Genomic DNA, 6050 nt, shown 5'->3' on the forward strand with positions numbered 1-6050 from the left:
CAGCCTCGCTTCGCTCGACAGCTCCTACAGGTCCAGTGGGAGCAAAGGGGATTTCAGTGAGCCCCTGGATCCGCCACCAAGCGCCCGCCATCCTTGGTCAGGGCTTTCAGAAACTCGGTCTGTAACTCCGGATCATTGCGGGTCAGTTCGATCAGGCTCTGTTCCAGTTCGCTGGCTTCTTCTTCAAGCCCCAGCTCCGATAGTCGCTTGACCCGATGAACCCATTGCTCCACTTCGTCATCTTCCAGATCGTCGTAGATCAGCGCGTGGGCTTCCACCAGCTTGCTGCGCAACGTGCTGCTGATGCTCAGGGACGAGTCGGTGTGTACCTCGTCCAGGGCGTCCGTCACGCTGATCTGCAACTTGCCGAAGTGGCTCAGATCATGCTCGGCGAATGGGCTTTCCAGCAGATTCAAACGCAACACGCCATTGCGGTCGGTGCTCAGTTCGAAGGTCTGCCGGGCAGCCTTGACCTGTACCGGGCGTTCGCTCCAAGGCAGGCTCGTGTGTTCGACGCGTTTGTCGTGTTGCACTTCGTCGATTCCGGCCAGGTTCTGCTGGGCGCGGCCATGGGATGGCACGTTCATGAAGGGATTGAGCCCGGCGAAACCGTAGCTGATCCAGTCTCGAGTCGCGCTCTCCGGGAGGTTGCCAAGGGCGAACACATTGACCACGTTGGCGCCGACACCCGCCACCACTGCCACCGCGCCCAGCGGAATTTCGTAAACTTCGCGCCAGGGCTGATACGGCGTATAGCGATCATAATGGCGGGTGACTTCGAATTCGGTGACTTCGAAGGTCTTCTGCTCATTGATCCGCACCCGACGTTGCGGCAGTTCGAGCACTTTGGGCTCGCCCACTTCGATATGCAGGCTATGGTCGAGCAGTTTGCGCTCGACCCGCTCTTCGTGCTCGCTGCGTTGCGACATTTGGTTGGCACAGCCGCTGACCAGCAGGGCGCCGCATAGCGCGGCGCCCCCGAGGCCTAAGGTGTTTCGCTTGAACATGACGTCTCTATCTGGTGTCAGCGGCGGATACGGGCCTGGAGGAACGACAGCACGTCAGCGACCGGCAGCGCTTGCGGCTCGGCCTCGGTGCGACTTTTGTATTCCAGGTTGCCTTCGGCCAGGCTGCGGTCACTGACGACGATCCGATGCGGGATGCCGATCAGTTCCATGTCTGCGAACTTGATGCCGGGGCTGGTTTTTTTGTCGCGGTCGTCCAGCAGCACTTCGAAGCCGGCCGCCGTCAGTTCGGCGTAGAGCTTGTCGGTGGCTTCGCGAACCAGTTCGGTCTCGTAGCGCAACGGCACCAGGGCGATCTGGAATGGCGCCAGGGCGTCGCTCCAGATGATTCCTTTCTCGTCGTTGTTCTGCTCGATGGCCGCGGCGACCACGCGGGATACGCCGATGCCGTAGCAGCCCATTTCCAGGGTCACCGGCTTGCCATTCTCGCCCAGCACTTCGCACTTCATCGCCTTGCTGTACTTGTTGCCCAGCTGGAAGATGTGCCCGACTTCAATGCCACGCTTGATTTCCAGGACCCCTTTGCCGTCCGGGCTCGGATCACCGGCCACGACGTTGCGCAGGTCGGCCACGGTCGGAACCGGCAGGTCGCGCTCCCAGTTCACGCCGAAGTAGTGCTTGTCATCGATGTTGGCGCCGATGGCGAAATCGCTCATCAGCTCCACCGAGCGGTCGATGATGATCGGCAGCGGCAGGTTCAGCGGGCCGAGGGAGCCGGCGCCGGCGCCGATGGCGTCGCGCAGTTCGGCGTCGGTGGCCATGACCAGGGGGCTGGCAACGCCAGGCTGGTTGCCAGCCTTGATTTCGTTCAGCTCGTGATCGCCACGGATGATCAGGGCGATCAGCTTGCCTTCTTCTTCGGCGCGCACGATCAGGGTCTTGATGGTGCGTTCGATCGGCAGGTTGTAGCCTTCCACCAGTTGGGCGATGGTCTTGGCGTTTGGCGTGTCCACCAGGCGCAGTTCTTCGGCCGGCGCAGGACGAGAGGTTTCCCGGGGCACGGCCTCGGCTTTCTCGATGTTGGCGGCGTAGTCGGAGCCGTTGCTGAAGACGATGTCGTCTTCGCCGGACTCGGCCAGTACGTGGAACTCGTGGGAGCCGGCGCCACCGATGGAACCGTTGTCGGCCTCAACCGGGCGGAATTTCAGGCCCAAACGGGTGAAAATGTTGCAGTACGCCTGGTGCATGCGGTCGTAGGTGACTTGTAGCGAGGCCAGGTCGGCGTGGAAGGAGTACGAATCCTTCATGATGAATTCGCGGCCGCGCATCAGGCCGAAGCGTGGACGGATTTCATCACGGAATTTGGTCTGGATCTGGTACAGGTTGATAGGCAGCTGCTTGTAGCTGCTCAACTCGTTGCGCATCAGATCGGTGATCACTTCTTCGTGAGTCGGGCCGGCGCAGAAGTCACGACCGTGACGGTCTTTGATGCGCAGCAACTCCGGGCCGTACTCTTCCCAGCGGCCCGATTCCTGCCACAGCTCGGCCGGTTGGGTGCCCGGCATCAACACTTCCAGAGAGCCGGCGGCGTTCATTTCTTCGCGAACGATGGCTTCTACCTTGCGCATCACACGCAGACCCATCGGCAGCCAGGTGTACAGGCCCGAGGCGAGTTTGCGGATCATGCCGGCACGCAGCATCAGCTGGTGGCTGATCACGACGGCGTCGGAAGGCGTTTCTTTCTGTGTGGCGAGCAAAAATTGACTGGTGCGCATGGTTGGCCGTTGTCGGTTGCTGATGACGAGAAGTGACGGAGCATTGTACGGGCGAGATGCCCTGGCGTACAGGCGCGTGGCTGGTCGCCAGGCACGAGCGCCGGTTTCGCCGGCGCTTGCTGAAGTTTCCTACGATTCTTGCGCAGGTCGCGTGGGTGTCGGTTCCGGGTCCGAAGCCGAGCCTGAACCCTGGCGGCGGTTTTCCTGATACCAGTGCAAGGCAATCAGCAACAGGGTCGGAACCCCCAGCAAGGCGGTGATCAGGAAGAAGTCGTGATAGCCGAATTTCTCCACCATCACCCCTGAGTAACCGCCGATCAAGCGCGGCAGCAACAGCATGATCGAGCTGAGCAGGGCGTATTGGGTGGCCGAGAACTTCAGGTTGGTCAGGCTCGACAAGTAGGCGACGAACGCCGAAGTGGCCAGGCCTGAGCTGAAGTTGTCCAGGGAGATGGTGACAACCAGCATCTGCAGATTGGCGCCCATGTCGGCGAGCATCAGAAACAGGATATTGGTGCCGGCGGAGGCCACGCCGCCGATAAACAGGATCGGCAGAATGCCGAAACGCACGATCAACAAGCCGCCCATGCCGGCGCCGACGAGCGTCATGATCAGCCCGAAAATCTTGCTGACGCTGGCGATCTGGTCTTTGGTGAAGCCTTGGTCGATGTAGAACACATTGGCCATGACGCCCATGACCGTGTCGGACATCCGGTAGGTGGCAATCAGTCCAAGCAGCAACAGGGCCTGCCAGCGGTAACGCAGAATGAAATCGTTGACCGGTGTCAGCACCGGCGCCAGCCCGCGGCGCCCCATGGCCGAGAGGCACAGGGCAGTCAGGGTGATATAGAGGATGGCCCGCAGGAAGGCGCGATCTTCGAGCAGCAGGTCCAGCAGGCTGACGCCTTCGAACAGGACGCTGGCAAAGTCGGTGTTATAGAGCTGGGTGAACATCGCCGGCACCGACACCAGCAGCACGATGAGGACGAACACCGAGGCCAACTGGTGGACGAAGCTATAGCGACCGGCCTGCAACTGGGTGCGCAGCGGCACCGGCGGTTCGCGCATGAACAGAGAGGTGAGCAGGGCGGGGACCATCAGCACGCCGAACAATAGATAGGTGCCTGCCCAGGCCGAGTGTTTATAGCTGAAACCGGTGGAGCCGAAGCCTTCGGCGAAGAACAGTGCGCCGGCGGTGGCCAGCAATGCCGCGATTCGGTACCCGGACATGTAGCTGGCCGCGAGGGCCGCCTGGCGGGTGTCGTCGGCGATCTCCAGGCGATAGGCATCGACGGCGATGTCCTGAGTGGCCGAAGCGAACGCCACGATCACCGCGATGGCGATCAACCATGACAGGTGTTTTTGCGGATCGCAGAAGCCCATGCCGATCAGGCCGAGGATCACCAGGGCCTGGGAGAGCACCAGCCATGAACGCCGACGTCCGAGTTTGCCCAGCAGCGGCAGGCGCCATTGGTCGAGCAGCGGCGACCAGACCCATTTAAAGGCATAGGCCAGGCCGATGAGGCTCGCGTAACCAATGGTCTCGCGGGCCACGCCGGCTTCGCGCAACCAGACCGAAAGCGTGGAAAACACCAGCATGTAGGGCAAGCCGGCGGCGAAGCCAAGCAGCAACAGCACGAGCGTCGAGGGACTGGCATAGGCGGCGAGGGCGGCGCGCCAGGTTTTACGGGGCATGGGCTGGAGTCTGCCTCAAAAATTGCGAAAACAAAGCGCGCACTCTAACCGCTGTGCTCTACCGGGCGCCAGCCATGGCGCTGAATATCAACACGATTGTTCAGGACACTGACCCCTTCCATGCGCAGGCGCGCGCGTTGTTCATCCCCTGAAGCGCTGCCGACCGGCAGGCTTATCCGACCACCGGCGCCCAACACTCGATGCCATGGCAGCTTTGTGTCGTTCGGCAGCTGACTGAGGGTACGCCCTACCCAGCGCGCCGCTCGGCCCAGACCGGCCATCTCGGCGAGTTGGCCATAGGTCACGACCTTGCCGGCCGGCACTTGTGCCAGGGTCAGGTACAGGGTGGTGCGGCGGATCTGGGCGGCGTTCTCTGGGGCCGCGGGAGCATCAGTCAAGTTCAGGTGTCCTGGGCAAGGGCGTATTGCCGTTTGTAGATTAAATCCCGCAAGGGTGGTTGAGAAATGAACTCATTACAAATACTTCGGTCAGTCCTTGCTAAGGTGTCGTCCCGGGGGATAATGCCGCCTTTTTACCGCAAACTTGAGCTCTTTATACGCTTATGTTGTCTAGAACCCTGCTATGCCTAGCTGTTACCAGCGCCTCCATGCCATTGCTTGCCGATACCGTCTGGTTGAAGAACGGTGACAAGCTCAGCGGCAAGATCACCGTTTTCGATGGAGGGAAGTTGCTGATCCAGACCGATTACGCCGGCGCGATTCCCATCGACTGGAAACAGGTCAAGACTCTTGAGAGCGACCAGCAGTTGCTGGTCAAGCAGGATGCCTACACCGGCGAAAAAGCCAAGGCGCTGCAGGCTGCCGAGGACGGCAAGGTGACCCTGGCCAACGGCGATGGACCCAAAACCGTCGAGTTGGCCAGTATCCAGCAAATCCTCAAACCCAAACCGGTGGTCGAGGATCTGGTGTGGAAGGGTAATATCGACGCTGCCCTGGATTATCAGCGCGCGGAAAACGATACCGATGACTACGACATTGATTTCAAGACCTCGGCGCGCCACGGCAGATGGCGGCATACGGCTGAGGGCGAATACAACCGTGAATTCCAGGATGACGTGGTTTCCACCGACAACTGGAGGCTGGAGTATTCCCTCGACCGATTCCTGACGGATAAATGGTTCTGGCAAGGGCGCCTGAACTACAAGCGCGACAAAGTCGAAGATCTGGCCCGCCAGCGCGTGGTGGGTACCGGTCCGGGCTACCAGTTCTGGGATGACGAACTGGGGGCTTTCTCGTTGGGCTCGCTGTTCAACCGCACAGATTACGAATACCGCGACGGTGGGACCGACAACTTCTATTCCATCGCCATGAAGTGGGACTACAACCGTTACCTGATCGGCAAGCGCGTCGAGTTCTTCACCAATGGCGAAGTCGGCAAGCCGCTGTCCAGTGTTGCCGAATACGCCTACGACGCCGAGGTGGGGCTGCGCTACAAAGTTACCGACTGGGCTTCGCTCAACCTCAAGGCCGAGAAAGATGTCATTGAGGGCACCGAAGACAGCGACTTGAGCAAGACGCGCTACACCGCCGGCTTTGGCGTGACCTGGTAATCCCGGGCTAACCAACAAACCAGTGTGGGAGCGGGCTTGCTCGCG

5 protein-coding genes are annotated in these 6050 nt (G+C 60.8%); 1 reads left to right on the plus strand and 4 read right to left on the minus strand.

Going from position 1 to position 6050, the window contains the following annotated elements:
- Positions 1-53: 53 nt before the first annotated feature.
- The 4 genes from HU811_RS23780 to HU811_RS23795 all read right to left on the minus strand — a co-directional run bounded on the left by HU811_RS23780 (position 54) and on the right by HU811_RS23795 (position 4860).
- Positions 54-1007 carry a hypothetical protein gene (locus HU811_RS23780; RefSeq protein WP_092396934.1) on the minus strand — a complete coding sequence of 318 codons (954 nt, stop codon included), beginning with the start codon at positions 1005-1007 and terminating at the stop codon, positions 54-56.
- Between the two features lie 17 nt (positions 1008-1024).
- Complete coding sequence (locus HU811_RS23785; protein ID WP_092454243.1) at positions 1025-2740, minus strand: proline--tRNA ligase; 1716 nt, start codon at positions 2738-2740, stop codon at positions 1025-1027.
- Between the two features lie 129 nt (positions 2741-2869).
- Complete coding sequence (locus HU811_RS23790) at positions 2870-4435, minus strand: AmpG family muropeptide MFS transporter (RefSeq protein WP_092396939.1); 1566 nt, start codon at positions 4433-4435, stop codon at positions 2870-2872.
- Between the two features lie 44 nt (positions 4436-4479).
- Positions 4480-4860 (minus strand): MGMT family protein, encoded by a 381-nt coding sequence (locus HU811_RS23795; RefSeq protein ID WP_367616246.1) that lies wholly within the window; start codon positions 4858-4860, stop codon positions 4480-4482.
- A gap of 137 nt (positions 4861-4997) precedes the next feature.
- On the opposite strand from HU811_RS23795, the gene HU811_RS23800 reads away from it, so the two are divergent.
- Positions 4998-6005, plus strand: coding sequence for a DUF481 domain-containing protein (locus HU811_RS23800; RefSeq protein WP_092396943.1), 1008 nt, complete (start codon positions 4998-5000; stop codon positions 6003-6005).
- Positions 6006-6050: the final 45 nt, after the last annotated feature.

It is taken from the genome of Pseudomonas tehranensis (assembly GCF_014268615.1).
GTDB lineage: Bacteria > Pseudomonadota > Gammaproteobacteria > Pseudomonadales > Pseudomonadaceae > Aquipseudomonas > Aquipseudomonas tehranensis.

Excerpts from the sequence above, each read along its gene's own strand:
- HU811_RS23780 (WP_092396934.1), bottom strand. The coding sequence starts at position 1,007 with ATGTTCAAGCGAAACACCTTAGGCCTCGGGGGCGCCGCGCTATGCGGC.
- HU811_RS23785 (WP_092454243.1), bottom strand. The coding sequence starts at position 2,740 with ATGCGCACCAGTCAATTTTTGCTCGCCACACAGAAAGAAACGCCTTCC.
- HU811_RS23790 (WP_092396939.1), bottom strand. The coding sequence starts at position 4,435 with ATGCCCCGTAAAACCTGGCGCGCCGCCCTCGCCGCCTATGCCAGTCCC.
- HU811_RS23800 (WP_092396943.1), top strand. The coding sequence starts at position 4,998 with ATGTTGTCTAGAACCCTGCTATGCCTAGCTGTTACCAGCGCCTCCATG.